Source organism: Rhizobium sp. CECT 9324, from assembly GCF_918741265.1.
GTDB lineage: Bacteria > Pseudomonadota > Alphaproteobacteria > Rhizobiales > Rhizobiaceae > Allorhizobium.
The window spans coordinates 3,347,306-3,374,279 of the sequence record NZ_CAKKMZ010000001.1 but is presented as its reverse complement, the minus strand read 5'-3'; the positions used below and the strand labels follow the sequence as shown (position 1 = coordinate 3,374,279).

Sequence of the window (26,974 nt, the reverse complement as noted above, 5' to 3'; positions counted from 1 at the left end):
ACGAAGTTCAGCCTTCGTGCAGGACCTGGGCGGCGCGTACGGCAGCCGACGCGCGGTTCTCCACGCCAAGCTTCGAATAGATCTGCTCGAGGTGCTTGTTCACGGTCCGCGAAGACAGGCCAAGGATTTCGCCGATATCGCGATTGGCCTTGCCCTTGGCGATCCAGAGCAGCACTTCGCTTTCGCGATGGGTCAGGCCGAAGCGCTGGCGCAGTAGTTCGTCCTCGCTTTGCCGGTTGGCGGATGTGATGCGGAAAAGATATTCGTCCGTGCCGATCGTGCCGAGGAAGGAAAGCTGCAGGGCGATGCCCGAAGCGCTGGCAAAGGGAAATGTGCCCTCGCTGGTGGTGCCGCCACTGGCGCGGCGATGGGCCAGCCAGGCAGCCGTGGCGGCTGCCACCTCGTTGATGCCATCGGCCGTGCCAGTGGCGCTTTCGATCAGGCGGCTTGCCTGGGGTGTCGTCCAGTGGACCTGACCATCGCCGCGCACGGCGAGCAGATGGCGGCCGGCGGCGTCGAGCGCCACGCGAGCGCTCTGGGCGGAGCGGGCGTTGCTCAGATGCACGCGGATGCGGGCGCGCAATTCATCGATATTGATCGGTTTCGTCAGATAGTCGACGCCGCCGCTTTCGAGCGCGTTGACCACATGCTCGGTTTCGGTGAGGCCGGTCATGAAGATCACCGGAACCTGGGCAACCACCGGATCCGCCTTCAGGGCACGGCAGGTCTCGAAACCGTCCATGCCGGGCATGACGGCGTCGAGCAGGATCAGATCCGGGCTGATGCGGTTGACGATCGAGAGTGCGGCATGGCCGGAGGTGGCGATCAGCACGGAGAAGCCGGAGGCCTCGAGCGCCTCGGTCAGGAAGCCGAGGGCATCGGGGCTGTCATCGACGAGCAGAACGATGTCACGTCTGCTGGCTTCAACCATGGATCGGCTCCTTGCCGGTTGCAAACGAAGTCAGGTAACCGCGCAGGCCAGCCAGATCGAAGACCTGCAGGTAAGCGCGGGCGCCTTCGACAAATGCAGCGTTGGTGGTTTCTCCGGCAAGCTCGGCGAGCTTTGCCTCTATGCCGCGCACATAACCGATTTCACACAACTGGATCAACTCGTCCAGATGCGCGTGTCCGGGAGATGCGGGTTTGAGCATGGGCACGACCGGCTGCAACAGGCGTGGATCGTCGGCATAGATCCAGTCGAGGCCGAGGAACATGGCGAGCTTGTCGCGCAGGCGCGTGATGTCGACGGGCTTGGCGATCGCATCGTCATGGCCTTCACCGCCGGCAGCGGGCGCATCGCCGATATTGGCGGACAGCATCAGGATCGGCGCCTTCTGGCCGGCGTCGCGCAGCTTCTCGACCAACTGCCAGCCGTTCATGCCGGGCATCGAGATATCCACCAGGAAGAGATCCGGACGCACGCCTTCGATCAGGGTCAGGCAGGCAGGCCCGCCGGCTGCGGTCAGCACGACGAAATCGAGCGGGGCGAGAACCTCGCGCATCAGTTCGCGGTGATCCTCATTGTCGTCGACCACAACGATCGTCCGCCGTGGCCCGGTATAGGAAACGATCTTGCGTTCTGGGGCAGGGGCAGTGTTCGGCCGGTCGATGGCCGACAGCATCAGCCGGACCTTGAAGATCGATCCCTTGTCGCGTTCGCTGGATACCGCAATCTCGCCGCCGAGCGTATTGGTCAAAAGCTTGGTGATGGTGAGGCCGAGACCGAGGCCCGGTTGCGGCCGGATGTTGTCAGCCTCGCCGCGCTGGAAGGGCTCGTAGATCCGGTTGAGATCTTTCTCGGCAATGCCGCGGCCGGTATCGGTGACGGTGAAGGTCGCCACCTGGCTGCGATAGGTGACCTCGAAACGCACGACGCCCTCGTCGGTGAACTTGATGGCGTTGGACAGCAGGTTGACGAGGATCTGGCGGATGCGTTTTTCGTCGGTGCGCACATAGAGCGGCAGGTTGTGTGAGCGCCGGTGTTCGAAGATCAGTCCCTTGGCAGCGGCCTGGGGGGCGAACATGTCGATCAGCTGGTCGAGGAAATCCTGGATGTTCACCTCGTTGGAGAAGACCTGCAGCCGACCGGCCTCGATCTTGGAGATATCCAGAAGCCCGTCGATCAGGCCGGAGAGGTGATCGGCGGAGCGGCGGATGACCTTGATCGCCGACTGGCGCGGCACGGGTATGGTCTCGTCACGCTCGAGGATCTGGGCATAACCGAGCACGGCGTTGAGCGGCGTGCGCAATTCGTGGCTGAGGCCGACGACATAGCGGCTCTTGGCCCGGTTGGCGGCCTCTGCCGTCTCCTTGGCGTTCTGTAATGCCGCATCCGTCTTGCGGTGGGCGGCGATTTCCTTGAGCAGCAGCGTGTTCTGGCGCGAGGATTCCTCTTCGGCGACGACGCGACTGTCATGGGCGAGCACGTAGAACCAGGAGACGATGCCGGCGAGGATGGCAAAGATGAAGAAGACGACCAGCACGGTGCGATCGACGACGGTTGCCATTTCCGGGGTGGCGACATTCACCTGGTGGGCGATCAGCGCGAGGATCGCACCGATCAGCGAGATCGACAGGACCGCGGTCAAGGCATAGCGGCCGAGCCGGGTTGAAAACCGCTGCAGCAGGACCTCAGGCAGGAAGGTGCGGGCAACGGCTGCGGCCTGGGCGTTGATCCTCGCGTGCGGCTTGCACATGTCGTGACAGCGGCTGTCGAGCGTACAGCACAGCGAACAGATCGGCGCTGCATAGGCGGGGCACCAGGCCATGTCTTCCGGCTCGAACGGGTGTTCGCAGATCGAGCAGGTGATGCCGGTCAGGTTCTTCCAGCTCTGGCGTGGTTTGCGGGCCAGATAAAACTTGCCATCGCTCCACCAGGCGATCAGTGGAGAGATGAGGAAGGCGATCAGGGTGACGAAGGTCGAGAGCGAGGCGAGCAGTGCGCCGAAGGCGCCGAAATGGGCCGCAAGCGCGATGGTCGCCGACAGAAGCATGGTGCCGCAACCGACCGGATTGATGTCATAGAGATGGGCGCGCTTGAACTCGATGCCGGGTGGAGACAGGCCGAGGCGCTTATTGATGAAGAGGTCGGCGGAGATGGCGCAGAGCCAGCTCATGGCGATGATCGAGAAGATGCCGAGGGTTTCTTCCAGCAGTTCGTAGATGCCGAGTTCCATCAGCAGGAGGGCGATCGCCACGTTGAACACCAGCCAGACGACGCGGCCGGGATGGCTGTGGGTCAGACGGGAGAAGAAGTTCGACCAAGCGAGCGACCCGGCATAGGCGTTCATCACGTTGATCTTCAGCTGCGAGATGACAACGAAACCGGCCATCAACAGCATGGCGGCGGTCTCATTGGGGATCATGTAGCCGAAGGCGGCGAGATACATCTGCGAGGGATCGGCGGCCTCGCCGACCGGCACGCCGGTGGCGAGCGTCAGGACCGCCAGGAAGGAGCCGGCGAGCAGTTTCGGCACGCCAAGCACGACCCAGCCGGAGCCGGCGAGAAAGATCGCCACCTTGTGGTGCAGCTTGCGTGCGCCTTCCGGCGGCAGGAAGCGCAGGAAGTCGACCTGTTCGCCGATCTGCGGCATCAGCGCCAGGATGACGGCGGAGGCAGCACCGAATTCCACCAGATCGAAGGGAGCCGTCTGGCCCATGCCGGCATTGGAATGGTTGATGCCGGCAAAAGCGCGCCACAGGTCGATCTTTTCCCAGTCGAGGAAGGCAATAAAGATGAAGGGCAGGATGTTGAGCACGATCCAGATGGGCTGGGTGATCAGCTGAAATTTCGAGATCAGCCGGATGCCGTAGGTGACGAGTGGCAAAACGACGACGGCGGAAATGATGTAGCCAAGCCAGAGCGGCACGCCAAAGGCGAGCTGCAGCGCCCCGGTCATGATCGAGGCCTCGATGGCAAAGAGCATGAAGGTGAAGCTGGCATAGATCAGCGAGGTGATGGTCGAGCCGATATAGCCGAAGCCGGCGCCGCGGGTGAGCAGGTCGATGTCGACGCCGTGGCGGATCGCATAGCGGCTGATCGGCACGCCGACGAGCAGCATCAGGATGGCGGCGACGACGATGGCGAAAAAGGCGTTGGTGGTGCCATAGGCCAGGGTGATCGTGCCGCCGATGGCCTCCAGTGCCAGGAAGGAAATGGCACCGATCGCCGTCTGCGAAATCCGGCTGGACGAAAATTGCCGCGCACTCTTGGCGGTGAAGCGCAGCGCATAGTCTTCCAGCGTCTGGTTGGCCACCCAGCGATTGTATTCGCGGCGGACGGGGATGATGCGTTGGCGTGCTGGCATGCCTAAATTCTAGCGCCTTTTGTGAGATGGCTTTCGTTTGGGCATTTTCACGGGAATGGTTGGAATAGCAAGTGGTAGCCGCATGCGACGTGCTTCAAGATGCCCGAGCGAGGATTTAGGTCGACAGCTGTTGGAAATTCGCCTCGAAACCGTTGTGAAGTGTGAAGAAGCGGCCTGAAGGTGGTGATTTCGATCTTTCATTCACACGGCCATGCTGTATGGGATGACGCCATCAGGAACGTGGGGACGAAGCAAAATCATGATGGAAATCTTTACCGCCGCAGGTCTTGCGGCATTGTTCCAGGTCATCGCAATCGACCTGGTTCTCGCCGGCGACAATGCCATCGTCATCGGTCTGGCTGCTGCCGGCCTGCCGGCGCATCTGCGCAACAAGGCGATCCTGGTCGGCATCATTGCCGCAACCGTCATGCGCATCGGTTTTGCGCTCGGCACGGCCTATCTGCTCAACATCGTCGGCCTGCAGTTGCTCGGCGGCGTGCTGCTTGCCTGGGTCTGCTGGAAAATGTGGGTCGAGCTTCGCGCCGCGGCGCATCAGCCGCACCATGAAGGCGAGACGGACGATGTCGAGCTGAACACCGACAAGACATTCCTCCAGGCGGCGATCCAGATCGTCATTGCGGATGTGTCGATGTCGCTGGACAACGTGCTGGCTGTCGCGGGTGCGGCCAAGGAACATACTTCGATCCTGGCCATCGGCCTTGTTCTGTCGATTGCGCTGATGGGCCTTGCGGCGAACCTCGTTGCCAAGCTGCTGCACAAGCACCGCTGGATTGCCTATGTCGGCCTCGGCGTCATCGTCTATGTCACCATCACGATGGTCTACCATGGTCTGGTCGAGGTCTGGCCCTACATCGCGGGCTATCTGGCCTGAGGGCGGTCTGGCAAAGTCATCTGCTCATGTGCGTTTATGCCGGGTCCCGTAAGGACCCGGCATTTTGCTCTCCGACCTGGGTCAGGCAGCTATCCTTTCTGAAAGCTCTCCAGCCGATCGGACAGGGCTGCGACGAGAGCGAGACTGTCATACGGTTTGCGAACAACGGGAACGTCGGCAAAGTTGTCCGGCACGATGGAGCGGTCGTCATAGCCGGTGGCAAAGACGAAGGGGATGTTGCGCCGTGCCAGCTCCTCGGCAACCGGCACCGACGTATCCCGGCCGAGGTTGATGTCGAGAATGGCGATGCCGGGGGTAAAGCTTTTCAGCCGATTGAGGGCATCGGCGCTTGAGCTTGCGGTCACGACATTGCTGAGGCCGGCATCGGCCAGCATCATCTCGGCGTCCATGGCGATCAGGACCTGATCCTCGACGAGCAGTACCTTTAGCAAGGAATCAAGCACGGGAACGATGCTGGCGGTCGTTGGCTGCAACACTTCGCTGTCCATCTTCGGTTCCATTTCTTCCCAGGATAAAAAGCGCGCCGGCAGGCGGAATTCGGCAAAAAGGCCAGTGGAGCGATAATCGACACGGCTGCTTCCGCCCAGATCATAAGGGATCGAGCGTTCAATCAGGGCAGTGCCAAACCCCTTGCGGCTCGGCGTTCCGACCTTTGGGCCGCCGTCCTCGTCCCATGTAATGAGGCAGTCGCCATTTTCCTCGCTCTGCCACTGGACGGTGAGGCGTCCGCCATGGCCGGAGAGCGCACCATATTTGGCGGCATTGGTGCAGAGTTCGTGGATGACCAGTGCCGCGACCGCATGGGCCCTGGCATCCAGGGTGACGGAGGGTCCGAACAGTGAAAACGTCGTGTCGCCAGCCCGGTAGGGTAGCAATTCCGTCTCCAGCAGGTCGTTGAAACGACCGCCGCCGCCGCCGCGCGTCAGCTGGTCATGGGCATGGGAGAGGGCGTGAATACGGCCACGCAGGGAGCCGATGTAATCCTCGATCGGGCGTTCATCCTTCGCCGGTGCGACGATCAGCGATTTGATCACGGCGAGAATGTTCTTGACCCGATGGTTCAGTTCTTCGTTGAGCATACGCTGGCGGACATCAGCCTTGCTGCGTTCTTCCGCCATCATTTCGCTGTGGCGCAGGACGATCTCGACCGTGGCCGAGCGCACGGCCTCGGCAATCTCGATGTCGGAATCATGCCAGGGCTCGGCTTGCCGATGGACCGTTTCCTTCCAGATGGCAAAGCTCTTGCGCGGTGTCAGCCGGTCACCCAGGGGACCGGTTTCATAGGTTTTTTCCGGATTTCCCGCCCAATTGAGCGTCTGCAATCGCTCCTTGCGGAAGAAAAACAGGTAATCGCGCGGAATCTGCGACAGCGGAATCGCCATTACGCCGGACACGTCCTCATAGTAGCCCTCGGCAGCAGGATAGATGTCCGACAGCATATGGCTCGCCCAGATGCGGCCTTCAGCTACTTCGCCGACAAAACGAGCAAGAGCTGGTTCTGCGCCAGGGGGGCAGGTTGTGCCGACGGCCGTCCATCGGCCGTTCATCCACAGACCGACACCGTCACAATCCAGCAATGATCGGAATTCCGGCAGGGCGTCGGCGAGAAGGGCGTCGACATCGGAGTGATGGGAAGCCATCTGGAGAAAATGGTCGAGCGAACGTCGCGTTTCATTGGCGATGTCGAGTTTGCGCTTCTGTTTCAGAGCCAGAAGATGCAGTGAGAAGAATTCGCCGAACATTTCGGCTGCAATGCGCTCGGACATGCTGAGTGTTTTCGGCGCATAGTGATGACAGGCAATCAGTCCCCAGAGCGTGCCGCTGGTGATCACCGATATCGACATGGATGCGCCGACGCCCATGTTGCGCAGATATTCGCAGTGGATCGGCGAGACGCTGCGGAGATGGGCGAAGGAGAGATCGAGCGGTGTGCCGGCCGCGTCGAATTCCGGTACGAGCGGCACGCGGGTGCCGCTGGCATCCGAGATCACCCGGATGGGGTTCTGCATATACAGAGCGCGGGCCTGGCGAGGGATGTCGCTTGCCGGAAAATACTGGCCAAGGAAACTTTCGAGGTCCTTGCGTTTGGATTCGCTGACGACCTTGCCGGATCCATCCTCCTCGAAGCGATAGATCATCACCCTGTCGTAACCGAGCACAGCCTGAACCAGACGGGCCGAGGTCGAGATCAGCTTGTCGATATCGGTGATGTCCTTGACGCGGCCGATCATCTCACGCGCCAGCTGAAGCGGCTGCGTGCGGCGGAGCGATGGCTCGAACTCGACGATGGCAGCCTCGCCCTGGCGATGGATGGCGATATCGAAATAGGCGTCGTTCGGCATGCGCATATGCGCGAGCACGGCCGGGCGACTTGCCTCAGGTGCGGCGGCAATGGCATTGCGCAGATCATGGGTGATTTCGTGACCGAGCAGATCCATCAGCAGCCGACCGTTCAGGTCGCCGCCAACATTGAGCAGCGCGCCCGCATTGGCGGAATGACGCAGAACCTTCGACAGCTCTCCATTGCATTGCAGTAGAAACCCATGCGGCTGAATGCTGCCGGGAATGTGTATGGGTTCATGGTCGCAATTGGAGAGGTCGACGGACAGTGCTGCGGGCATCAAGGGTACTTTCGAAGGCGTTACGGGCATAGTCGAAGGCGGTATTTGCCCATGCCACAGCGGCCTGTTCGTCATATACCCACACTTTCTCCATACGATCCGAGAACGCGCGCCAGCTGGAAAAGTTCCGGGCCTGATGAAAAAGATGTTGAGCGCCGAACTCCGCTGAATAACCAATGGCTTCAGCACGTTTTGCCAGCACTCTTGCGCCGAGAGCCGAGCCTTCGAGCACATAAAGCAGACCGATCAGGCCGTTGCCGGATGGCGGATTGAAGGGGTGGAATTCCACGGGTGGTCCGATTGCGAGATCAGCCAGATCGGCGACGATCTGCGCACCATAGACCGCCGGACGCCAATCACCCAGTTCGTCCGGCATTGCCTTGTCCAGGAGCCAGGTCTCGACCGGCAGGCGAAAGCGGGCCATGCCGCTGAGATAGTCTGCATAGTCCTGCTGCGTATCGAAATTGCCGATCAGGTCGTCGAGTGCCTGGTGCGCGGCCGCAGTCTGGGATTTCAGTCCGAGCCGCCTTGGGGGAAGGTCCATAATCTGTCTTTCGCTGTTCATGTCCCAGCTCGGCCGCTCCGCAATTGCAGCATGATGCGGTTTTCTGGCTGTGGCCTTTTGGATTACAGCCGGCCGAGAAGGTCTGCTTTCTTTGCCGAAAACTCCTCGTCGGTCAAAATGCCCTTGCCATGCAGGTCGGCAAGCCGTTCGATCTTGGCAAAGATGTCCTCCTCCACCTCTGCCGAGGCGACGGGTTGGACGGAGGGGCCTCGTGGCTGAGACGTGCTCGACGCTTGCGGGGGCCAATGCATGGCCTCGGCGCGGGCGGGGGCAAGTCCCGAGTGACGCGATATCGGCTGGGGTTCCGCTGCTGCCATTGCTGCTGCGGGGTATTGCGGCTGCACGACCGGCAGGTCAGCCACACGAACCAGTCCGTATTGCGAGTTGAAGGTCAAGGACTGGTCGCCGCTCTGCTGCTGCGAGAAGCCGCCAATGTGATGATCGCCGGTGTCGTAGATCGTCTGGTGTCCGGCAATGTCGATGACCAGTCGGCGGCTCTCCGGGAAGAAGGCGTAACGCAGATTATTCTGACTGCCGACCGAGGCGGGGTGACCCAGTTCGGCCGGCCATCCGCCTGAGGACATCGAGGTGCCGCCGGAGACGAACAGGCTGACGCTGCCGCCGCCCTGCTGCTGCGATTGCCCCTGATAGGAGATCGGCATCGGACCCAGCATATCCTGGTTGCGGATCAGGCCGGACAATTCCTGGCACAGCCAGTCAACCTTGGCCTTCAGGCCGTTGTTGAACATGTCGCCGACCATGGTCATGCCGCCCAGCGACCACTGGCCCATGCCGCCGAGTTCGGGGTGATTGAACTGGGCCTGGGTGCCGCCACCTGCAGCCACCGCCATCAGCATATGTGTTGCTGCGTCAAGGCTGATGCCATGACGGTCGGCCAGCTCGGTCAGAATCCGACGGCCGTCTTCGCTCAATGGTCGCATGTGCCACCTCCGCAGTGCAAAACGACCGTAGAGGCGTGTGCCCGTTTGTCTTTGCCAATCAGCCCTAGCATAGGGGCAGCCGGCAGGACAACGGCAGCCGAAAACCTACAGACCGCTTAATCCATGGTGCCGGTTCCGTGTTTGCCCCCCAGCCTACGTCAAACGACGTATACGGTTTTGCAGCGCAGCATCCGATAGTCCCCTTCAGCAACGGTTAAATTTCATTAACCGACCGGTTGCGAACAAGAAGAGGGGTTCACGACAATGAATTTGAAGATGAAGCTCACGGGTGCCCTGATGGGCGCCATGCTGTCGACGACAGCCTTCCACGGCGCATTCGCCCAGGAAGAGACGATCAAGATTGGTGTTCTGCATTCCCTGTCCGGCACCATGGCGATTTCCGAGACGACACTCAAGGATGCCATGCTGATGCTCGTCGAAGAGCAGAACAAGAAGGGTGGCGTTCTCGGCAAGAAGATCGAAGCCGTCGTTGTCGACCCGGCTTCCGATTGGCCGCTGTTTGCCGAAAAGGCACGCCAGCTGATTTCCCAGGACAAGGTCGCCGCCGTATTCGGCTGCTGGACCTCATCGTCGCGCAAGTCGGTCCTGCCGGTTTTCGAAGAACTGAACTCGCTGCTGTTCTACCCGGTTCAGTACGAGGGTGAAGAATCCTCGCGCAACATCTTCTACACGGGTGCCGCACCGAACCAGCAGGCGATCCCGGCTGTCGACTATCTGGAGAAGGAAGAGGGCGTCGAGCGCTGGGTTCTTGCCGGAACCGACTATGTCTATCCGCAGACGACCAATAAGATTCTCAAAGCCTATCTGATGTCCAAGGGCGTTGCCGAAGAAGACATCATGATCAACTACACGCCGTTCGGTCATTCCGACTGGCAGACGATCGTCTCCGACATCAAGAAGTTCGGCTCTGCCGGCAAGAAGACCGCCGTGGTTTCCACCATCAATGGTGACGCCAACGTTCCGTTCTACAAGGAACTCGGCAACCAGGGCATCAAGGCCGAAGATATCCCGGTCGTCGCCTTCTCGGTCGGCGAAGAAGAACTGGCCGGTCTCGACACCGCGCCGCTGGTCGGTCACCTCGCTGCCTGGAACTATTTCCAGTCCGTCGATGCTCCGGTCAATGCCGAGTTCATCGAGCAGTGGCATGCGTTCACCAAGAACGACAAGCGCGTGACCAATGACCCGATGGAAGCTGCCTATATCGGCTTCAATGCCTGGGTTAAGGCCGTCGAAGCTGCAGGCACCACCGATACCGACGCGGTTCTCGATAGCATTATCGGCGTTTCCGTTCCTAACCTGTCGGGCGGCACCTCGACCGTCATGCCGAACCACCACATCACCAAGCCGGTGCTGATCGGTGAAATCCAGGCTGATGGCCAGTTCGACATCGTGCAGCAGACGCCTTCTGTCGTTGGCGACGAATGGTCCGACTATTTGACGGACTCCAAGGACCTGATCTCCGATTGGCGCAAGCCGATGGAATGCGGCAACTTCAACGTTGCCACCGGCAAGTGCGGCGGCAAGGGCAGCTGATCTCTTCCTCAGTGAAACAGGAGGGGGTGTAACCGCCCCCAAACCTTCTCCCGCCGGGTGTATCTCTTCGAGGCGGGGGAAGGACTTGCAGCATTGCCGCGCGTCTCCTTCGTCCCCATTGCCGGGAAAAGGTGCCGGCAGGCGGATGAGGGGGCGATCTCATGAATTTTAGAACTTTTCTCCAGGTCTTTATCGCATGTTGCAGTCTGGCTTTCGCCGCGCCCTCCTTCGCGCAGAGCGATCCGAGAGAACTGATCAATGGCCTGGCCAAGGCCAATTTCAAGCAGGCGGAAGAATTGCTCGGCAAGATCGCCGCGAGTGCCGACGCACGCGTCGTGCCAATGCTGGAAGCGTTTGCTGAAGGTGATCTCTATGTGCGCAAATCGGACGGCGCGGTCCTCATCGCCAAGGCGGCAGGCAGCAATTTCGCCGCCATCGACCCATTGACCGGGGAGACCGCCGGCGAGGCGCCGAAGAGCGCCTTCACCAAGATCAAGGTCAACAACACGCTGCGCCGCGCGATCCGCTCGGCGCTCGGTGGCTTGACGCTTTTGAGCCCCGACCGCTCTGTGAGGCTGCAGGCGGCTCAGCAGGTTCTGCAATCTCCCAGCGCCGAGAATCTCGACCTAGTCGAAACGGCACTGGCCCGGGAAACGGACGCGGAGGTCAAATCGCGCATGGAAGAAGCCCGCGCGGTCTCGCTCCTGGCCTCCGACAGGTCGGCAGAGGAAAAGCGCGCGGCGATCGACACAGTGGCGTCGCTCGGCGGCCGGGAGGCAATCGGTATCCTGATGACTGTGTCGTCGTCCATCGGTGATGACCTCAGGCCCGACCTCGATCAGGCGATCAAGAAACTCGAAGGCGGCCTGCTGTTCTGGGACATGGGCCAGAATGTCTGGTACGGCATTTCACTCGGATCGGTGCTGCTGCTGGCGGCCATCGGCCTTGCCATCACCTTTGGCGTCATGGGCATCATCAACATGGCGCATGGCGAGATGGTGATGATCGGGGCCTATTCGACCTTCATGGTGCAGGAAGTCATCCGATCCAGCTATCCGGCGCTGTTCGACTGGTCGCTGGCGATTGCGCTTCCGGTTGCCTTTCTGGTGACGGGCGCAATCGGCCTCGTGATCGAACGCGGCGTCATCCGTTTCCTCTATGGCCGGCCGCTGGAAACGCTGCTGGCGACCTGGGGCATTTCGCTGATCCTGCAGCAGTCGATCCGCACGATCTTCGGACCGACCAACCAGGAAGTCGGCAATCCGTCGTGGATGTCGGGCTCGTTTGCCCTCGGCGGCCTGACGATCACCTGGAACCGGTTGTGGATCGTGCTGTTTTCGCTGACGATCTTCTTTGCACTCTTGGCCCTGATGAAACGTTCGGCCTTCGGCCTGCAGATGCGTGCCGTCACGCAGAACCGCCGCATGGCTTCGTCCATGGGTATCCGCACGCCCTGGGTCGATGCGTTCACCTTTGCCCTGGGATCGGGCATTGCCGGCATTGCCGGCGTGGCGCTCAGCCAGATCGACAACGTCTCGCCGAACCTCGGCCAGTCCTACATCATCGACAGCTTCATGGTCGTGGTGTTCGGCGGTGTCGGCAATCTCTGGGGCACATTTGTCGGGGCGCTGTCGCTCGGCATCCTCAACAAGTTCCTCGAACCCTCGGTCGGCGCCGTGCTGGGCAAGATCCTTGTGCTGGTGCTGATCATCCTCTTCATCCAGAAACGACCGCGCGGCCTGTTCGCGCTCAAGGGAAGGGCGGTGGAAGCATGATTACCGGCTTCATCCTGCGCGCACTCGAAGGCAAGATCATCATTGCCATCGGCATTCTGCTCGGCATTGCCGTGCTGGTTCCGGCGCTCAATCTCTTGACCTCGCCGGACAGTTTCTTCCACATCCCGACCTATGCCATGGCGCTGATGGGCAAGTATCTCTGCTACGCGCTGCTGGCGCTGGCACTTGACCTGGTCTGGGGCTATTGCGGCATCCTCTCGCTCGGCCACGGCGCATTCTTCGCGCTCGGCGGTTATGCGATGGGCATGTATCTGATGCGCCAGATCGGTTCGCGCGGCGTCTACGGCAATCCGATCCTGCCGGACTTCATGGTCTTCCTCAACTGGAAGGAACTGCCCTGGTTCTGGCACGGAATGAACTACTTCCCGTTCGCCATGCTGATGGTGCTGGTCGTGCCCGGCCTGCTTGCCTTCGTCTTCGGCTGGTTCGCCTTCCGCTCCCGCGTCAACGGTGTCTATCTGTCGATCATCACCCAGGCGATGACCTACGCGCTGCTGCTTGCCTTCTTCCGCAATGACATGGGCTTCGGCGGCAATAATGGCCTGACAGACTACAAGGAAATCCTCGGCTTCAACGTGCAGGCCGACGGCACCCGCGCCGTGCTGTTTGCCCTGTCTGCGATCATGCTGTCGCTGTGCCTGCTGTTTGCCTCGGCGATTACCCGGTCGAAATTCGGCAAGGTGCTGGTCGGCGTTCGGGATGCGGAAAGCCGGGTGCGCTTTCTCGGCTACCGGGTGGAGAATATCAAGCTGTTCACCTTCGTCGTCTCGGCGATGATGGCAGGCATCGCAGGCGCGCTCTTCGTGCCGCAGGTCGGCATCATCAATCCGGGTGAATTTGCGCCGGCCAACTCGATCGAAGTCGTTGTGTGGACGGCTGTCGGTGGCCGCGGCACGCTGATCGGCCCGATCATCGGCGCGATCCTCGTCAATGTGGGGAAAAGCTATTTCACCGGCGCCTTTCCCGAACTCTGGCTGTTTGCGCTGGGTGGCCTGTTCATCGGCGTGACGCTGTTCATGCCGAAGGGCATTGTCGGTACGGTGCAAGCCTATCTGGCGCGACGTAAGGACTTCCGCCAGGCGGCGGATCGAGACGCGGCGGCCAATGACGCCAAATCCCAGGCAACCCCACTGGCGGCGGAGTGAGACGATGAGCGATCAAACGACAAACCAGATGCCGGGCCAGACCACCAGCAGCCTGCTCTATCTCAACGGTGTCTCGGTTTCCTTCGACGGCTTCAAGGCACTGAACTCGCTGTCCTTCATCGTCGAGCCCGGTGAACTGAGAGCCATCATCGGCCCGAACGGGGCCGGCAAGACGACGATGATGGACATCATCACCGGCAAGACACGGCCGGACAGCGGCGATGTGTTTTTCGACGGCGGCAAGGTCGACCTGACCAAGAAGGACGAGGCTGAAATTGCCCAGCTTGGTATCGGCCGCAAATTCCAGAAGCCGACGGTGTTCGAGAGCCATACGGTCTGGGACAATCTCGAACTGGCGCTGAACCGCAAGCGCGGCGTCTTCGCGACGCTGTTCTATACCCTGACGGCAGCCGACAAGGCGCGCATCGAGGAAATCCTTGAAACCGTGCGCCTGACGGGCCGAAGGGACGACCTCGCGGCCAATCTGTCGCATGGCCAGAAGCAGTGGCTGGAAATCGGCATGCTGCTGGCGCAGGAACCGAAGCTGTTGCTCGTCGACGAACCGGTGGCGGGCATGACCGATGCCGAGACTGTGGAGACGGCGATCCTGCTGAAGGAAATCGCCAAGACCCGTTCGGTGGTGGTGGTCGAGCACGACATGGGCTTCATCCGCGACCTCGGCGTCAAGGTGACATGTCTGGCGGAAGGCTCCGTGCTGGCGGAGGGGTCTATCGATTTCGTTTCGAGTGACCAGAAGGTCATCGAGAATTATCTGGGGCGGTGATGGTATGGATATTGCATTCTTGGTACCCCCCTCTGCCCTGCCGGGCATCTCCCCCTCAAGGGGGGAGATCGGCTGGAGGCGCATCCTTCTTGTTCCAAAGACACATCTGATAGTGGTGAATTCCGTTGCCACTGGTGCGACGGCTTCCTTGCTGCAGGCTGATTGCCGCGGATCGATCTCCCCCCTTGAGGGGGAGATGGCCGGCAGGCCAGAGGGGGGTAACACCTCGCGCAAACATACCGGGGGACAGGCATCATGCTGACAGTCGAAAACGTCAATCTCCATTACGGCGCTGCCCAGGCCCTGCGCGGCGTGTCGATCAATGCCGAAATGGGCAAGATCACCTGTGTGCTGGGCCGCAACGGGGTCGGCAAGTCGTCGCTGCTGAGAGTAGTGACCGGCCAGCATGCGGTGTCGGCCGGCACGATCACCTTCAACGGCACCAAGCTCAACGGCATGGCGCCGTTCAACCGGGCGCGCACCGGTGTCGGTTATGTGCCGCAGGGCCGCGAGGTTTTTCCGCTGTTGACGGTGAAGGAAAATCTCGAGACCGGCTATGCGCCGCTCGACCGCAAGGATCGCTATATTCCCGACGAGATCTTCAGCCTGTTTCCGGTGCTGAACACGATGTTGTCACGGCGCGGCGGCGACCTGTCGGGCGGTCAGCAGCAGCAACTGGCCATCGGCCGGGCGATGGTGACGCGGCCGAAGATCCTGGTGCTGGACGAGCCGACCGAAGGCATCCAGCCGTCGATCATCAAGGATATCGGCCGGGCCATTCGTTACCTGCGCGACTCCACCGGCATGGCGATCCTGCTGGTCGAGCAGTATCTCGATTTCTGCCGGGAGCTTGCCGACCATGTCTATATCATGGACCGTGGCGAGATCGTGCATCAGGGGGCTGCCGAAACGCTCGATACGCCGGAGGCCCGCCGTCACCTCACGGTTTGATAAAAGATCGAAATCGATTGTGTCTTCGTGCATGGCTGTGTTGAGGTTTTGTTAAGGCTGAAGGGTTGATGCTGAGGCCAGGCGTGGTAGTTTTCCCGCATCTGCGAACAGAAGGTATAGCCATGACAACCAGCACGGTTCATCACCGCGCGCGGGCAGGCAAGATTTTTGCCCGGGTCGCATCGGGGTTCTTTCTTCTCGGGCTTTCAGCCGTCGGTGCGCAAGCAGCCGGTTGCGGTGCAACGTTCGAACCCGGTCGCCATGAGCTGACGATCCAGTCGGGCGGGATGGAGCGGTCGGCCGTCTATGTCATTCCGTCGAATTACAGCGGCAAGCGCAAGGTCCCGCTGGTTTTCGACTTTCACGGCAGCAACAGCAATCCGCAGGTGCAACTGACACGCAGCCATTGGGACGAGGTTGCCGAGCGCGAAGGCTTTATCGTCATGGCGCTGGCCGGCAGCGTCGCTGGCGAATTGCCGCGCACCCATGCCTGGAATGTGCCGGGGGTGACCAAGACGGACGGTGCTGACGACGCCGCCTTCATCCGCGACGCGGTCAGGCTTGCCAAGGAAACCTTCTGCGTCGATGCGACCAAGATCTATGCCTCCGGCTATTCCGGCGGTGGGCGCATGCTGTCGCAATATATCTGTAGCGGTTTCGGCGATTTTTCTGCCGCGGGTTTTGTCATGGGCTTGCGCGCGGGCACGCCTGAACAGGAAAACGGCGTATGGCGCCCGCGCCGCGAGAGCTGCCAGCCGTCGCGCCCGGTGTCGATCATCGCCTTTTCCGGCACCAAGGATCACGTCAATCCGTTCGATGGCGGCGGCAAGGCCTATTGGCGCTATGGCGGCGAAGTGGCGCTCAACCGCTGGGCGGAACTCAATGGCTGCAACAGCCGTCCACGCGTCGATGACGGCGACGCGGCCAAGGTCTCGACCTATCTCGACTGCCGCGCCGGGACCAGCGTCATATCCTACATGATTACCAATGCCGACCATGCCTGGCCGGCGCGCACGGTTCGTTTCCGGCTTGCCTCCAAGAACGGGGAAGAGAAGATCCGGGAGGTTGATGCGACCGACAGAATGTGGGAGTTCTTCCGAGGTTCGGGTGGTGAACTTGTCGCGGGTGCCGCGTTGAAGCCAGCCTGCGCCGACGAACAAAACACCGCCTCGCTCAAGGAAGGCGGACAGGGGACGACGTGCAGCCAGCCACTCAAAGCAGACAGCAACGCGCCGTCGGTGTCGGGAGACTTGTAGCCAAGTCGCTCGGCGGGCGCACACGGATCGCCGAGCTTTACCAGGAGGGCGCGGCGAAGATCCGCCTGCCGCAGACTTTTACCGATGAACTGGAAGCGGTGACGATCAACACCGCCGGTGGGGTCACGGGTGGCGACCAGTTCGACTGGGAGTTTGCCGCCGGACCGGGCTGCTTCGTCACCGCGACGACGCAGGCCTGCGAAAAGATCTACAAGGCCTCGGCCGGCACAGGTCGGATCAACACCCGTATCGAGGTTGCGAGCGGGGCCCGCTTTCACTGGCTGCCGCAGGAAAGCATACTGTTCGACAATGCGTCGCTGACCCGAACGCTCGAGGTCGATCTTGCCGCCGACGCCGAGTTCGTCGCCGTCGAGGCAATCCTGCTCGGGCGCCGTGCCATGGGCGAGGCGATGAATGCCGGGCTGGTTCGCGATCGCTGGCGCATCCGCCGCGATGGACAGCTATTGCATGCCGAAGACCTTAAACTCAGCGGTGATGTTGCCGGTCTGGTTGCTGAGCGCGCGGTGCTCGCCGGTCGGGTTGCCTTTGCCACGCTGATCTATGTCGGGCCGATGGCGGAGACCTATCTTTGCCATTTGCGTGACCTGATTGGCGATAAAATGGGCGGGGCAAGTCATTGGCAAGGCAAGCTTGTTGCCCGCGTTGCGGCCGAAGACGGATTCACCTTGAGAAAAACCCTGATCCCGATGATTTCGGCCTTGCGCGGTGGCGCATCTGTGCCGAAAGTCTGGAATCTCTGACGATAGGCATAGTGGAGCGGTCATGAATCTGACGCCAAGGGAAAAAGACAAATTGCTGATTGCCATGGCGGCCATCGTCGCACGTCGGCGGCTGGATAGGGGCGTGAAGCTCAACTATCCGGAAGCCATCGCGCTGATCACCGATTTCGTCGTCGAGGGCGCGCGCGACGGTCGTCCTGTTGCCGAATTGATGGAAGCGGGCGCGCATGTCATTACGCGCGATCAGGTCATGTCGGGCATCGCCGAGATGATCCATGACGTGCAGGTCGAGGCGACGTTCCCTGATGGCACCAAGCTGGTGACCGTCCACGAACCGATACGATAAGGTCACGATCATGGCGCTGGAACTTCGACCCAATTGCGAATGCTGCGACAAGGACCTGCCACCGGAGAGCCTTGATGCGGTGATGTGCAGTTTCGAATGCACGTTCTGCACGGACTGCGCGGCCGACACGCTCGGCGGTTTCTGCCCTAATTGTGGTGGCGAACTGGTGCGGCGGCCGGTCCGGCCGGCAGCCAAGCTGGTCAACAATCCCGCATCGACGAAACGCGTTTTGAAGGCCGAGGGTTGCAAAGCCCTGTCGGCCGCCTGATTGGAAAAAGGGAGAGAGCTGATGATCCCCGGTGAAATCATTGCCGCCAGCGGCGAGATCGAACTCAATGTAGGCTTGCCGACACTGACGATCGAGGTGGCCAATAGCGGTGACCGCCCGGTTCAGGTTGGCAGCCACTATCATTTCTACGAGAGCAATGCTGGACTGGTCTTCGACCGTGAGCCGACCCGCGGGATGCGGCTCGATATTCCGGCCGGTACTGCCGTGCGCTTCGAGCCGGGCCAGACGCGTCAGGTGACGTTGATCCCCTATGGCGGCAAGCGGGAAGTCTACGGTTTCCGCCAGCAGGTCATGGGGAGGCTTTGAGATGGCCGTGTCCCGCTATCACGGCAGCTGTCATTGTGGCGCCGTTTCCTTCGACGTCGAAACGGACCTGGACAAGACCGCAACGTGCAACTGCTCGCGTTGCCAGCGCCTCGGCATCGTGCTTGCCTTTGCCGCCCGCGAGGTGTTCACGCTGAACTCGGGCGAGGACAATCTCACCGAATATCTGTTCAACAAGAAGACGATCGAACATCAGTTCTGCAAGACCTGCGGGATCGAGAGCTTTGCCTATAGCAGCTCACCGGAGGGCGTGCCGATGGTCGCGATTAATGTCAATTGCCTTGAGGGAGTGAACCCGCGCGCGCTGGCATCCCATGCATTTGACGGTGCTTCAGTTTGACATGCGCAAGCCAATGAACGGCCGATTGAATGTGAGGCGGTGGTGATGAAGTCCCTGGCGATGACGATGCTGTGCGGATGCGTGCTGCTGGTCGATGGACCGGCCGCCAGCGAAGCCGAGCCCGAGGTCGATTGCAGCAAGGCAGAAACGCAGATGGAAATGAACATCTGTGCGGGCAAGGACTATGAGGAGGCCGATCTGGCGCTGAACATTCAGTGGAAGCTGACCAAGGCGTTGATGGACCGTGTGGACACCGAGAGGCAGGAGAAGGCCGGTGTCAGCAAGCTCGTTGCCAGCCAGCGCGCCTGGCTCGCATACCGCGATGCGCAATGCGAACTGGATGGCCACGCGATGGAGGGTGGCAGCGCGCAGCCGCTGCTGGTCTCGTCCTGCCTGGCGGAGCTGACGCGCAAACGCACGGACGAATTGAAAAGCCTGAACGATGCGTTCGGGAATTGACGGGACGGATATGACAGGCGCACGGCAGGTGATGATCGTCGGCAACGGGCCGGTCGCAGACAATGCGGCCGCGTTGATCGACGCCGCCGATTTTGTCATCCGTTTCAATGGCAGCCGCAATTTCGGCGCGGCCGGACGCCGCACGGATGTGGTGGCGCTGTGCAATACCGGACGTCCCGCTGCCGCCATGCTGGCGGACCCAGTCTGGCGCGACAGCGAGGCGGTGCGTGGCGCATCCGAATTCTGGTCGGTGCGTCACCCGGAAAAGTTTGCCGAATTGCAGGCGGCACTTGCCGTCAGCCATCCGGAGCTGGATGATTTTTGCGACGACTATACCGAGGCCTTTGCCAGTTTTGCTGCGTCGAGCGGTAAAGGCTACCGCGTCATTGCGCGCTCGGTGCACGAAGCCGTGGATGCCGCGCTCGGCGATCACCAGGCCGAAGCCTATGTGGTGCCATCGAGCGGCATGGTTGTCGTGGCCGCTTTCCTGTCTGATGCGACACATGCCAAAGACATTGTGACGATCGCCGGATTCGGCCATGTCGGATGGGATGGCCATCCGTTCGCGGCCGAGAAGCGCCTGATCGAAAGTTATATTGCGGCCGGCCGCCTGACGCGGCTTCAGCCTGATTCTGTATTCTCCCTCTCCCAAGGAGCCTAGTGTCATGTCCTTCAAGATGTCCCGTGCCGCCTATGCCTCGATGTTCGGACCGACCACCGGCGACAAGGTGCGGCTGGCCGATACGGAATTGTTCATCGAGGTGGAGAAGGACTTCACCATCTATGGCGAGGAAGTGAAGTTCGGCGGCGGCAAGGTCATCCGCGACGGCATGGGCCAGAGCCAGGCGACACGGGCCGAAGGTGCTGTCGACACTGTCATCACCAATGCCCTGATCGTCGATCACTCCGGCATCTACAAGGCGGATGTCGGTTTGAAGGATGGCCGCATCCACGCGATCGGCAAGGCCGGCAATCCGGACACCCAGCCGGGCGTGACGATCATCGTCGGTCCCTCGACCGAGGCGATCGCCGGTGAGGGCAAGATCCTGACCGCGGGAGGCATGGATGCGCATATCCATTTCATCTGCCCGCAGCAGATCGAAGAGGCGCTGATGAGCGGGATGACCACCATGCTTGGCGGCGGTTCGGGTCCGGCCCATGGTACGCTTGCGACGACCTGTACCGGTGCCTGGCATATCGAACGGATGATCGAGAGCTTCGACGCGTTTCCGATGAATCTCGCGCTTGCCGGCAAGGGCAATGCTTCGCTGCCGGCACCGCTGGAGGAAATGATCCTCGCCGGTGCCTCGTCGTTGAAGCTGCACGAGGACTGGGGCACGACACCGGCTGCGATCGACAACTGCCTGTCCGTTGCCGACCAGTATGACGTGCAGGTGATGATCCACACCGATACGCTGAACGAAAGTGGCTTCGTCGAAGACACGATCGCTGCGATCAAGGGCCGCACCATCCATGCCTTCCACACAGAAGGTGCGGGCGGCGGCCATGCGCCTGACATCATCAAGATCTGCGGCCAGCAGAATGTCATCCCGTCATCGACCAATCCGACGCGGCCCTATACCGTCAACACGGTTGCCGAACATCTCGACATGCTGATGGTCTGCCATCACCTGTCGTCGTCGATCCCGGAAGACATTGCCTTTGCCGAAAGCCGGATCCGCAAGGAGACGATCGCGGCGGAAGACATTCTCCACGATATCGGTGCGTTTTCGATCATCTCGTCGGACAGCCAGGCGATGGGCCGCGTCGGGGAAGTGTCGATCCGGACTTGGCAGACGGCCGACAAGATGAAGCGCCAGCGCGGACGCCTGGCACAGGAAGCGGGCGACAACGACAATTTCCGGGTCAAGCGCTATATTGCCAAGTACACGATCAATCCGGCGATTGCGCATGGTCTCAGCCATGAGATCGGTTCGGTCGAGGTCGGCAAGCGCGCCGACCTGGTGCTGTGGAGCCCGGCCTTTTTCGGCGTGAAGCCCGAGATGGTCCTGCTCGGCGGTTCGATCGCGGCAGCACCGATGGGCGATCCGAATGCCTCGATCCCGACGCCGCAGCCGATGCATTACCGGCCGATGTTTGCCGCCTATGGCAAGCTCCGGACAAATTCGTCTGTCACCTTTGTCAGCCAGGCGTCGATCGATGCCGGCCTTGCGCGTCGCCTCGGCGTCGCCAAGAAACTGCTGGCGGTCAAAAACGTGCGCGGCGGGATTTCCAAGGCGTCGATGATCCACAATGACCTGACGCCGCATATCGAGGTTGATCCGGAGACCTATGAAGTGCGCGCCGATGGTGAGTTGCTGACCTGCGAGCCGGCGACGGAACTGCCGATGACGCAGCGCTACTTCCTGTTCTGATCGCCGGGATCTTGCGCAGCGCTTTGAAATGGCTGGGCGGCGGGATTGTCATCATCCTGCTGCTGCTTGTTCTCGGGGTGGTCGTTCCACGTCCACTGCTCGGCCGGACACAAGCCGCAGGAGACGTCGGATCGCGACATATTCTGCTGCTCGCCAATGCCATTCACACGGATATCGCGTTGCCGCTTGATGACGACCTCAGGGCGGAGTTTGCAGAGCTTGCCGAGGTGGGTTTCGATATCGGCAATCCGCAGGCGGCATATCTCGTCGTCGGCTGGGGCGGGCGGGCCTTTTACATCGAGACGCCTGCCTGGAGCGAATTGAAGCCGCTGCCGGTGCTGAAAGCGTTGACGGTTGATCGATCCGTGCTGCACCTTGATCTCGCGGGAGAAATCCCTGGCGACGCACCGTTTGCCAGGCGTTTGGAAGTCTCGGAGACAGGCTATCGCCAACTGCTCGATCATATTCATGCGAGCTTTTCCCGGAAAGATGGGCGCGTATTGATGGTCGAGGGTGCGGCTTATGGCCCTACGGATGCTTTCTTCGAGGCCAACGGCCATTTCAATGCCTTTCTCGGATGCAATACGTGGACCGCGGCCGGCCTGCGGGCGGCGGATGTTCGCACAGGCTGGTGGACGCCTTTGCCGCAGCTGCTCGACTGGTCCCTGGACCTGCAGCGATAGAATTACATTAGCATATTCGCCCCATGCATGGCTGCTATGCGGCCATGTTGAAATCAGATTTGCGGGCTGCAATGCACCGGCTCCTGGGTTAGGTCTGTCCTGCTTTTCAACGGTGCCGCTTTTGCTCCCAACACCTGCGGCACCTTCCAGCCAGGAGATCCGTCACATGCTTATTGGCCGCAAAGTGCCTGACGTCACATTCCGCACCCGTGTTCGCGACGAAGCCGTCGGTGGTGCCAACCCATTTCGTTGGCAGGACGTTCGTTCAGCCGATTATTTTACCGGCAAGCGCGTCATTCTGTTTTCATTGCCGGGCGCGTTCACGCCGACATGCTCGACCTTCCAGTTGCCTGACTTCGAAAAGATGCATGCCGATTTCCAGGCTGAAGGCATCGACGAGATCTACTGCATCTCGGTCAATGATGCTTTCGTGATGAACGCCTGGGGCAAGAGCCAGGGGCTGGAGAACGTCAAGCTGATCCCGGATGGTTCCGGCGAGTTCACCCGCAAGATGGGCATGCTGGTTCGCAAAGACAATCTCGGCTTCGGTCTGCGCTCGTGGCGTTATGCAGCGATCATCAACAATGGCGTGGTCGAGCAGTGGTTCGAAGAGGAGGGCTACTCTGACAATTGCGACAGCGATCCCTACGGTGTTTCCGCGCCGCAGAACATCATGGAAAACCTGAAGGCCAAGCAGGCCGCCTAACAGGCGCGGATTTGCATTTTCGAAGGTATGAAGGCCCGGCATTCGCCGGGCTTTTTTTATCAAGTGTATGCAACTCTTGGGTGGTTCTTTGCGTCCGTCAAACGTTAACAAAGCAGACGTTTTCCAATTATGCCCCCATTCACATTTCGTGTGCATGCATGCTGAATGTTGGATCATGAAAAAGCGCCACATCGATTGAAAAAACGGCGTAATTCTCGGCAAAATCCAAAAAAAGTCACTCCTTTTGGTTGCGTCGTGTGCAGATAAAGCGCCCCTATAAGTTGGGTTCAGAACCATTTTCGGGTGTCTTAATTTCATTTGCTTATATGGTTGTATTTTAACGATCGGGTTAGCGATTGGGGAAGACAAGATCCCTATTCGATTAGTGCAGAGCGGACGAGGAGCGACTCGTGAATTTCATCGGCAAATGGCTATCTCTACAGGTCGATCTCGGCAGTTTCGACAGTCGGGCTGCGATCTGGAGCTTCGCTGCGAAGATGAGTTTCAGGGCGGTGATCCTGGCCTGCATTTTCAGCCTGGCCGGCTTGCCTGTGCTTTATGCCTTCGGCATTCTGACGCTTTCCGTCGCGGAAGCGGTCAAGCTGGCGGTGACCTTTTCCTGGTTGTTCGGTGGTGCCGTTTCGGGTGCGCTTGCGCTGGTCACAGGCGGCGTGATCCGCGATCTGGCCGTGTCGCGCGCAGAGTTCGAGCGTTTGAGCCAGACGGATGCACTGTCCGGCCTGGCAAACCGCCGCGCCTTCAACGATGCGCTCGATACCGTAGAGGGTGAGGCGTCGCTGGCAATCATCGATATCGATCGGTTCAAGGCGATCAATGACCGGTTCGGACATCATGCAGGCGACATGGTCATTCGCGGCGTTTCCGACATCCTGAGCGAAGTTTTTCACGATTGCCGTGTGGTGGCACGGCTCGGTGGCGAGGAATTCGGGGTGATCATCTGCGGTGGCGGGATTGCGCAACGCCTTGCGCTGGTCGAACGCGCGCGCATGCTGGTCGGTTCGCGCGGTATCGAGTGCGCGGGGCATGTCGTCAACGTGACGATCTCGGCAGGAGTTGCCGAATTTGTTGCCGATCTTCGTTCCGAATGCGTCTATGCGCGGGCGGACAATGCCCTCTATCTTGCCAAGGGCGAAGGTCGCGACCGTGTGCTGCACGAGCAGTCGATGATGGTCGAAAATCCGGATGGCATTGTGGCGGAAAAGGACTATCCGCGTGCGGTTTTCGGTGCGGTACCTATGCGCGGCTAAAGAACAATCTTGCCGGCTGCCTCCGTCTTGTGCATGGTTTAAAAAACAGCCAATTCGGAGATCTTATGCTACGAGCGACGTCCATCATGCCGGCCGGATCCATGGCGGCGCAGCCGGAAGGCACGGTCGTGCTGGCGCATGACGAGCGCCATCTTCGCCGCAAGCTGCTGCATCTCGATGATGGAGCGATGGTGATGCTCGACCTCAAGGAACCGGTCTCCCTGGTTGATGGCGACCGGCTGTTGCTGGAAGACGGAACGACGATCGAGGTGAAGGCGGCCGAGGAGCGTCTGTTCGATATCCGTGCACGCGATGGACTGCATCTCATTGAATTGGCATGGCATCTTGGCAATCGCCACCTGGCGGCGCAAATCGAGGCCGAGCGCATCCTTATCCAGCGCGACCACGTCATCCGGGACATGCTGGCTGGTCTTGGTGCCACGGTGACCGACGTGATCGAGCCTTTCCAGCCGGTGCGTGGCGCCTATCATTCCCATGGTGGTCATGGTCACGGGCATGGCTGAACATCCGCATGGCTGAAACTGGCATGGCTGAAACGCGCTCATCCGGCATTGTGCAGCGGCAGGGACTGCTGCGGCTTCTGGCCTGGTTGTCTCCGGCTTTTCCGGTTGGCGGATTTGTCTATTCGGGCGGGCTCGAGAGCGCGATCGTCGATGGTCATATCGCCAGCGGTAATGATCTGGCGAATTGGCTACATCTGTTGCTCGCCGACGGTAGTTTGCGCAATGACGCGATCCTGCTGGTCGAGGGGCACCGGCGACATGCCGACAGCGCTGCCCTGAGCGCCGTGCTCGAACTTGCCGCGGCCTTGGCCGGTTCTGCCGAGCGCCATGGCGAAGTCACCCGTCAGGGAGAGGCATTTGTCACGGCGGCGGGTGCCTGGCCGCATCCGGTCCTGCAAACGCTGAAGGGTTCTGCGGTCTATAGCGTTGTGGTCGGCGCGGTGGCTGCGGCGCATGGCGTTTCGGCCGAAGACGCGCTCGCGGCTTTTCTTCAGGCACAGGTCTCCCAGTTGATCTCTGTCGCAATCCGCCTCGGGCTGATCGGACAGACGCAGGGTGTGGCACTGATTGCCGAAATGGAGGTGCCCATCGTTGGCGGCGTGGAAACACTCGTGCATCTGGGGCTCGATGATCTCGGCAGTGCGACGATCGTGGCAGAGACGCTGAGCATGCGGCACGAGACGCAATATTCGAGGCTTTTTCAATCCTAGACAAACAGAACCCGCCAGGGCGGAATGACAGGAATGATAATGAAATCAAACAATGGTCCTCTTCGGGTTGGCATCGGCGGACCGGTCGGCTCCGGCAAGACGGCGTTGACAGAGAAACTCTGCAAGGCGATGCGCGAGCAGTATTCGATCGCGGTCGTGACCAACGACATCTATACGCGCGAGGATGCCGATGCGTTGATCCGCATGCAGGCTTTGTCGTCGGATCGCGTCGTCGGTGTCGAAACGGGTGGCTGTCCGCATACCGCGATCCGTGAGGATGCCTCGATCAATCTGCGGGCCATTGCCGACCTGAATGCCCGTATCCCGGATCTCGACATCGTCTTCATCGAATCGGGCGGGGATAATCTTGCGGCGACTTTTTCGCCGGATCTCGCCGATATCACGCTCTATGTCATTTCCGTCTGTCAGGGGGAGGAGATCCCCCGCAAGGGTGGGCCCGGCATTACACGATCGGATCTGTTGATCATCAATAAGACCGATCTTGCGCCGCATGTCGGAGTTGATCTGGCGGTGATGGAGCGGGATGCGGAGCGGATGCGTTCGCAGCGACCGTTCGTGTTTTCCGACTTGAAGCGTGGAGCAGGCGTCGAGCAGATTGTCCACTTCCTGCAGGAGAGCGGCGGGCTCTGAGCGCTGCCGGCACCTTTGTCAGATCTGCTTCAGCGCAGTCACGTCGGTGATCTGAATGGTGCGGCCACGCACGGTAACGCCGGCGCGCCGCAAGGTCGAAAAGGCGCGCGACAGCGCTTCGGGAGCAAGGCCGAGCTTTCCGGCCAGAAGGCTTTTCTGGAACGGCAGACGGATCGAGACCGGGCCGCCATCCTTGTCGCAGGTGGACAGGAGATAGTGTGCAACCCGCTGAGGTGCGGTTTGCAGGCGGTCGTTGGCGATGCAGTCCATCGTGGTGCGCAGGTGGTCCGACAGGCTGCGGATGATCGATTTCGCCACATCCTTTTCCAGTTCGGCCAGCTGACGGACCTTCTGCAGGTCGAAGCGACCCAACGTTGCCGTATCGGCTGCCTGGGCGTTGTAGAGATAGCGGTCGCCCATCGGCAGCAGGCATTCGGCGAAGACGTCTCCGGGGCCGCAGATGCGGATATCCGCTTCTCGGCCATCCTTGTTCAGCCGATAGAGCCGGACATAGCCGCTGAGAACGCAATAGAAGAATTCCGCCGGATCACCTTCGCGAAACAGCACATCGCGTGCCTCGTAATTTGCGACATTAATGATCTCCAGCATGCCGGCCAGAGCCGAAGGGCCAAGCGTTGACAGAAAAGACGTCCGCAACAACGTGTTCTTGTCTCGCGCGTTCAGTCTCAGCATCTTGTTCACGGTCTTCCCGGCTCCCCGTTTATC

At 60.7% G+C, this 26,974-nt stretch carries 26 protein-coding genes and 1 pseudogene; 21 read left to right on the top strand and 6 right to left on the bottom strand.

Annotated features, from left to right (window positions below):
- Positions 1-7 precede the first annotated feature (7 nt).
- Both LQ231_RS16400 and LQ231_RS16395 read right to left on the bottom strand, forming a co-directional pair.
- Positions 8-931 (bottom strand): response regulator transcription factor, encoded by a 924-nt coding sequence (locus tag LQ231_RS16400; RefSeq protein ID WP_113142021.1) that lies wholly within the window; start codon positions 929-931, stop codon positions 8-10.
- Positions 924-4,307: an ATP-binding protein gene (locus LQ231_RS16395; RefSeq protein ID WP_230172244.1), complete on the bottom strand. Its 3,384-nt coding sequence runs from the start codon at positions 4,305-4,307 to the stop codon at positions 924-926. Before LQ231_RS16395 ends, LQ231_RS16400 begins: the two co-directional genes overlap by 8 nt.
- 262 nt (positions 4,308-4,569) lie before the next feature.
- Between LQ231_RS16395 and LQ231_RS16390 the strand changes: the two genes are divergently transcribed.
- Entirely contained in the window at positions 4,570-5,199 is a 630-nt protein-coding gene (locus tag LQ231_RS16390; protein ID WP_230173394.1) for a TerC family protein, read from the top strand.
- A gap of 89 nt (positions 5,200-5,288) precedes the next feature.
- On the opposite strand, the gene LQ231_RS16385 is transcribed toward LQ231_RS16390, so the two are convergent.
- The 3 genes from LQ231_RS16385 to LQ231_RS16375 form a co-directional block, all read right to left on the bottom strand.
- Positions 5,289-7,841 carry an HWE histidine kinase domain-containing protein gene (locus tag LQ231_RS16385; protein WP_230172242.1) on the bottom strand — a complete coding sequence of 851 codons (2,553 nt, stop codon included), beginning with the start codon at positions 7,839-7,841 and terminating at the stop codon, positions 5,289-5,291.
- A complete protein-coding gene (locus LQ231_RS16380) occupies positions 7,798-8,406 on the bottom strand; it encodes a biliverdin-producing heme oxygenase (RefSeq protein WP_230172241.1) in 609 nt (202 codons plus the stop codon). The genes LQ231_RS16385 and LQ231_RS16380 overlap by 44 nt, the downstream gene beginning before the upstream one ends.
- A 62-nt stretch (positions 8,407-8,468) precedes the next feature.
- Positions 8,469-9,347 carry an SHOCT domain-containing protein gene (locus tag LQ231_RS16375; RefSeq protein ID WP_113142018.1) on the bottom strand — a complete coding sequence of 293 codons (879 nt, stop codon included), beginning with the start codon at positions 9,345-9,347 and terminating at the stop codon, positions 8,469-8,471.
- 264 nt (positions 9,348-9,611) lie between these two features.
- Here LQ231_RS16375 and urtA point away from each other — a divergent pair, with 264 nt between their 5' ends.
- From urtA to ureG, 20 genes and pseudogenes are all read left to right on the top strand, one after another.
- Positions 9,612-10,901, top strand: coding sequence for an urea ABC transporter substrate-binding protein (urtA, locus tag LQ231_RS16370; protein ID WP_113142017.1), 1,290 nt, complete (start codon positions 9,612-9,614; stop codon positions 10,899-10,901).
- A 161-nt stretch (positions 10,902-11,062) separates the two neighbouring features.
- Positions 11,063-12,676 (top strand): urea ABC transporter permease subunit UrtB, encoded by a 1,614-nt coding sequence (gene urtB / locus LQ231_RS16365; protein ID WP_230172240.1) that lies wholly within the window; start codon positions 11,063-11,065, stop codon positions 12,674-12,676.
- Positions 12,673-13,842: an urea ABC transporter permease subunit UrtC gene (gene urtC / locus LQ231_RS16360; protein WP_230172239.1), complete on the top strand. Its 1,170-nt coding sequence runs from the start codon at positions 12,673-12,675 to the stop codon at positions 13,840-13,842. Before urtB ends, urtC begins: the two co-directional genes overlap by 4 nt.
- A gap of 28 nt (positions 13,843-13,870) precedes the next feature.
- The gene (gene urtD / locus LQ231_RS16355) at positions 13,871-14,626 is read left to right on the top strand and encodes an urea ABC transporter ATP-binding protein UrtD (protein ID WP_113142523.1); all 756 of its coding nucleotides are present in this window, start codon (positions 13,871-13,873) and stop codon (positions 14,624-14,626) included.
- A gap of 255 nt (positions 14,627-14,881) precedes the next feature.
- The gene (gene urtE, locus LQ231_RS16350) at positions 14,882-15,577 is read left to right on the top strand and encodes an urea ABC transporter ATP-binding subunit UrtE (RefSeq protein WP_230172235.1); all 696 of its coding nucleotides are present in this window, start codon (positions 14,882-14,884) and stop codon (positions 15,575-15,577) included.
- Between the two features lie 122 nt (positions 15,578-15,699).
- Complete coding sequence (locus LQ231_RS16345) at positions 15,700-16,833, top strand: polyhydroxybutyrate depolymerase (protein WP_230172233.1); 1,134 nt, start codon at positions 15,700-15,702, stop codon at positions 16,831-16,833.
- Positions 16,776-17,594 carry an urease accessory protein UreD gene (locus tag LQ231_RS16340; protein ID WP_230172231.1) on the top strand — a complete coding sequence of 273 codons (819 nt, stop codon included), beginning with the start codon at positions 16,776-16,778 and terminating at the stop codon, positions 17,592-17,594. The genes LQ231_RS16345 and LQ231_RS16340 overlap by 58 nt, the downstream gene beginning before the upstream one ends.
- 22 nt (positions 17,595-17,616) lie before the next feature.
- On the top strand, positions 17,617-17,919 hold the full coding sequence (locus LQ231_RS16335) for an urease subunit gamma (RefSeq protein ID WP_113142012.1): 303 nt from the start codon (positions 17,617-17,619) through the stop codon (positions 17,917-17,919).
- 10 nt (positions 17,920-17,929) lie between these two features.
- Positions 17,930-18,187: a DUF1272 domain-containing protein gene (locus tag LQ231_RS16330; RefSeq protein ID WP_230172230.1), complete on the top strand. Its 258-nt coding sequence runs from the start codon at positions 17,930-17,932 to the stop codon at positions 18,185-18,187.
- A gap of 21 nt (positions 18,188-18,208) precedes the next feature.
- Entirely contained in the window at positions 18,209-18,514 is a 306-nt protein-coding gene (locus LQ231_RS16325; protein ID WP_113142010.1) for an urease subunit beta, read from the top strand.
- A gap of 1 nt (position 18,515) precedes the next feature.
- Positions 18,516-18,872 (top strand): GFA family protein, encoded by a 357-nt coding sequence (locus LQ231_RS16320; RefSeq protein WP_230172228.1) that lies wholly within the window; start codon positions 18,516-18,518, stop codon positions 18,870-18,872.
- A 45-nt stretch (positions 18,873-18,917) separates the two neighbouring features.
- Positions 18,918-19,331 (top strand): lysozyme inhibitor LprI family protein, encoded by a 414-nt coding sequence (locus tag LQ231_RS16315; protein ID WP_230172226.1) that lies wholly within the window; start codon positions 18,918-18,920, stop codon positions 19,329-19,331.
- Positions 19,332-19,362: 31 nt separating this feature from the next.
- Positions 19,363-19,992, top strand: coding sequence for a glycosyltransferase family 29 protein (locus LQ231_RS16310; RefSeq protein WP_230173393.1), 630 nt, complete (start codon positions 19,363-19,365; stop codon positions 19,990-19,992).
- A 4-nt stretch (positions 19,993-19,996) separates the two neighbouring features.
- Positions 19,997-21,706, top strand: coding sequence for an urease subunit alpha (gene ureC, locus LQ231_RS16305; protein ID WP_230172224.1), 1,710 nt, complete (start codon positions 19,997-19,999; stop codon positions 21,704-21,706).
- A gap of 8 nt (positions 21,707-21,714) precedes the next feature.
- Complete coding sequence (locus tag LQ231_RS16300; RefSeq protein WP_230173391.1) at positions 21,715-22,389, top strand: TIGR02117 family protein; 675 nt, start codon at positions 21,715-21,717, stop codon at positions 22,387-22,389.
- A gap of 166 nt (positions 22,390-22,555) precedes the next feature.
- Positions 22,556-23,095: a peroxiredoxin gene (locus LQ231_RS16295; protein ID WP_230172223.1), complete on the top strand. Its 540-nt coding sequence runs from the start codon at positions 22,556-22,558 to the stop codon at positions 23,093-23,095.
- 410 nt (positions 23,096-23,505) lie between these two features.
- Positions 23,506-24,363, top strand: a complete 858-nt coding sequence (locus LQ231_RS16290; RefSeq protein ID WP_230172222.1) for a GGDEF domain-containing protein — start codon at positions 23,506-23,508, stop codon at positions 24,361-24,363.
- A gap of 65 nt (positions 24,364-24,428) precedes the next feature.
- Positions 24,429-24,903: pseudogene (gene ureE, locus LQ231_RS16285) on the top strand (urease accessory protein UreE).
- The gene (locus LQ231_RS16280; protein WP_230172221.1) at positions 24,896-25,597 is read left to right on the top strand and encodes an urease accessory UreF family protein; all 702 of its coding nucleotides are present in this window, start codon (positions 24,896-24,898) and stop codon (positions 25,595-25,597) included. Before ureE ends, LQ231_RS16280 begins: the two are co-directional and overlap by 8 nt.
- A gap of 39 nt (positions 25,598-25,636) precedes the next feature.
- Positions 25,637-26,248 (top strand): urease accessory protein UreG, encoded by a 612-nt coding sequence (gene ureG / locus LQ231_RS16275; RefSeq protein ID WP_230172220.1) that lies wholly within the window; start codon positions 25,637-25,639, stop codon positions 26,246-26,248.
- 18 nt (positions 26,249-26,266) lie between these two features.
- Here ureG and LQ231_RS16270 read toward each other — a convergent pair whose 3' ends face one another.
- Positions 26,267-26,941 (bottom strand): Crp/Fnr family transcriptional regulator, encoded by a 675-nt coding sequence (locus LQ231_RS16270; RefSeq protein WP_162742682.1) that lies wholly within the window; start codon positions 26,939-26,941, stop codon positions 26,267-26,269.
- Positions 26,942-26,974: the final 33 nt, after the last annotated feature.

Excerpts from the sequence above, each read along its gene's own strand:
- LQ231_RS16335 (WP_113142012.1), top strand. The coding sequence starts at position 17,617 with ATGAATCTGACGCCAAGGGAAAAAGACAAATTGCTGATTGCCATGGCG.
- LQ231_RS16295 (WP_230172223.1), top strand. The coding sequence starts at position 22,556 with ATGCTTATTGGCCGCAAAGTGCCTGACGTCACATTCCGCACCCGTGTT.
- LQ231_RS16315 (WP_230172226.1), top strand. The coding sequence starts at position 18,918 with ATGAAGTCCCTGGCGATGACGATGCTGTGCGGATGCGTGCTGCTGGTC.
- LQ231_RS16320 (WP_230172228.1), top strand. The coding sequence starts at position 18,516 with ATGGCCGTGTCCCGCTATCACGGCAGCTGTCATTGTGGCGCCGTTTCC.
- LQ231_RS16280 (WP_230172221.1), top strand. The coding sequence starts at position 24,896 with ATGGCTGAAACTGGCATGGCTGAAACGCGCTCATCCGGCATTGTGCAG.
- LQ231_RS16380 (WP_230172241.1), bottom strand. The coding sequence starts at position 8,406 with ATGAACAGCGAAAGACAGATTATGGACCTTCCCCCAAGGCGGCTCGGA.
- LQ231_RS16270 (WP_162742682.1), bottom strand. The coding sequence starts at position 26,941 with ATGCTGAGACTGAACGCGCGAGACAAGAACACGTTGTTGCGGACGTCT.
- LQ231_RS16310 (WP_230173393.1), top strand. The coding sequence starts at position 19,363 with ATGATCGTCGGCAACGGGCCGGTCGCAGACAATGCGGCCGCGTTGATC.
- LQ231_RS16330 (WP_230172230.1), top strand. The coding sequence starts at position 17,930 with ATGGCGCTGGAACTTCGACCCAATTGCGAATGCTGCGACAAGGACCTG.
- LQ231_RS16375 (WP_113142018.1), bottom strand. The coding sequence starts at position 9,347 with ATGCGACCATTGAGCGAAGACGGCCGTCGGATTCTGACCGAGCTGGCC.
- LQ231_RS16395 (WP_230172244.1), bottom strand. The coding sequence starts at position 4,307 with ATGCCAGCACGCCAACGCATCATCCCCGTCCGCCGCGAATACAATCGC.
- LQ231_RS16385 (WP_230172242.1), bottom strand. The coding sequence starts at position 7,841 with ATGCCCGCAGCACTGTCCGTCGACCTCTCCAATTGCGACCATGAACCC.
- ureG (WP_230172220.1), top strand. The coding sequence starts at position 25,637 with ATGAAATCAAACAATGGTCCTCTTCGGGTTGGCATCGGCGGACCGGTC.
- urtE (WP_230172235.1), top strand. The coding sequence starts at position 14,882 with ATGCTGACAGTCGAAAACGTCAATCTCCATTACGGCGCTGCCCAGGCC.
- LQ231_RS16400 (WP_113142021.1), bottom strand. The coding sequence starts at position 931 with ATGGTTGAAGCCAGCAGACGTGACATCGTTCTGCTCGTCGATGACAGC.
- urtA (WP_113142017.1), top strand. The coding sequence starts at position 9,612 with ATGAATTTGAAGATGAAGCTCACGGGTGCCCTGATGGGCGCCATGCTG.
- ureC (WP_230172224.1), top strand. The coding sequence starts at position 19,997 with ATGTCCTTCAAGATGTCCCGTGCCGCCTATGCCTCGATGTTCGGACCG.
- LQ231_RS16345 (WP_230172233.1), top strand. The coding sequence starts at position 15,700 with ATGACAACCAGCACGGTTCATCACCGCGCGCGGGCAGGCAAGATTTTT.
- urtB (WP_230172240.1), top strand. The coding sequence starts at position 11,063 with ATGAATTTTAGAACTTTTCTCCAGGTCTTTATCGCATGTTGCAGTCTG.
- urtC (WP_230172239.1), top strand. The coding sequence starts at position 12,673 with ATGATTACCGGCTTCATCCTGCGCGCACTCGAAGGCAAGATCATCATT.
- urtD (WP_113142523.1), top strand. The coding sequence starts at position 13,871 with ATGCCGGGCCAGACCACCAGCAGCCTGCTCTATCTCAACGGTGTCTCG.
- LQ231_RS16325 (WP_113142010.1), top strand. The coding sequence starts at position 18,209 with ATGATCCCCGGTGAAATCATTGCCGCCAGCGGCGAGATCGAACTCAAT.
- LQ231_RS16390 (WP_230173394.1), top strand. The coding sequence starts at position 4,570 with ATGGAAATCTTTACCGCCGCAGGTCTTGCGGCATTGTTCCAGGTCATC.